Origin of the sequence: Streptomyces sp. UH6, from assembly GCF_013421635.1 — a bacterium.
Lineage (GTDB): Bacteria > Actinomycetota > Actinomycetes > Streptomycetales > Streptomycetaceae > Streptomyces > Streptomyces abyssomicinicus.
Map to the genome: position 1 here is coordinate 1 of NZ_JACADT010001145.1, position 1657 is coordinate 1657.

General features: G+C 70.4%; 1 protein-coding gene. It reads left to right on the top strand.

From position 1 onward, the window contains the following. Positions 1-192: 192 nt before the first annotated feature. The coding region (locus tag HW445_RS30080) for a S28 family serine protease (RefSeq protein WP_180223970.1) at positions 193-1657 on the top strand (1465 nt) is incomplete at its 3' end.

Here is a 1657-nt window from a genome sequence, read left to right on the forward strand (position 1 = left end):
CGTAGGCGCTGTGGCGCTGGCCCGGTTGCCCGGCCTGTGCCTGCGCGGTCCGGCCGCCCGGGGCGGTGGGCGGTCGGTGAGGGGCGGTGAGGTGAGGTGACGTCAGGGAGGGGTGGGAGGCAGGGTACGGCTCTGGTGGTGCGGAGGTGGCGCGGGTAGGTTCGGGCCACCTATGTCTCCAGGGGAGGGTGCATGCGCAAGGCGCTCAGAGGAGCGACGGCACTCGGCGTGCTGATGGGCACACTGGGCACGGCAGGGACGGCCACCGCCGTCCAGCCCGGAGCCGTCGACACCACCACGGCAACCGCCCAGGTCACGACGGCCGAGGCGGACATACTGGACCGGCTCCTCGCGATACCCGGGATGAGCCTGATCCAGGAGAAGCCGTACACCGGCTACCGCTTCTTCGTGCTGAACTACACCCAGCCGGTGGACCACCGCGACCCGTCCAGGGGAACGTTCCAGCAGCGCATCACCGTGCTGCACAAGGACGTCTCCCGCCCGACGGTCTTCCACACCGGCGGCTACGGCGTCTCCACCACCCCGAGCCGCCGTGAGCCCACCCAGATCATCGACGGCAACCAGGTCTCCATGGAGTACCGCTTCTTCACGCCGTCCCGTCCGGACCCGGCCGACTGGTCGGACCTGGACATCTGGCAGGCCGCCAGCGACCAGCACCGGATCTTCCGGGCGCTCAAGCCGCTCTACGGCGGCAACTGGCTGTCCACCGGCGGCTCGAAGGGCGGCATGACCGCCACCTACTACGAGCGGTTCTACCCGCGCGACATGGACGGCGTCGTCGCCTACGTCGCCCCCAACGACGTCGTGAACAAGGAGGACTCGGCCTACGACGAGTTCTTCGAGACCGTCGGCACCAAGGAGTGCCGCGACCGCCTCAACGGCGTGCAGCGCGAGGCGCTGGTCCGCCGGGACGCGCTGCTGGAGCGCTACGCGGCGGCCGCCGCCGAGAACGGCTGGACCTTCACGACGATCGGCTCCATGGACCACGCCTACGAGGCAGTGGTGCTCGACTACGTCTGGGGCTTCTGGCAGTACAGCACCCTCGCCGACTGCGAGTCGATCCCGGCCGACGCCGCGAACGCCACCGACGAGGAGATCTGGAACTCGGTCGACACGATCGCCGGGTTCTCCTCCTACACCGACCAGGGCCTGACCCCGTACACGCCGTACTACTACCAGGCCGGCACCCAGCTGGGCGCGCCCACGATCACCTTCCCGCACATCGAGGACGGGCTGATCCGCTACGGCTACCAGCCGCCGCGGAACTTCGTGCCGCGCTCCGTCCCGATGCGGTTCCAGCCGTCGGCGATGCGCGACGTGGACACCTGGGTGCGCAAGAACGCCCGTCAGATGCTGTTCGTCTACGGCGAGAACGACCCGTGGGGCGCCGAGCCGTTCCACCTGGGCAAGGGCGCGAAGGACTCCTACGTGCTGACCGCGCCGGGGATGAACCACGGCGCCAACGTGGCCGGCCTGGTGCCCGAGGAGAAGGCGCTCGCCACCGCCCGCATCCTCGAGTGGGCCGGGGTCGCGTCCGCCGCCGTCCAGGCGGACCCGTCCCGGGCGAAGCCGCTGGCGAAGTTCGACGCCACGCTGGACCGGCGGGACGTCGAGCGGGAGCGGAACCTGCGCCCGT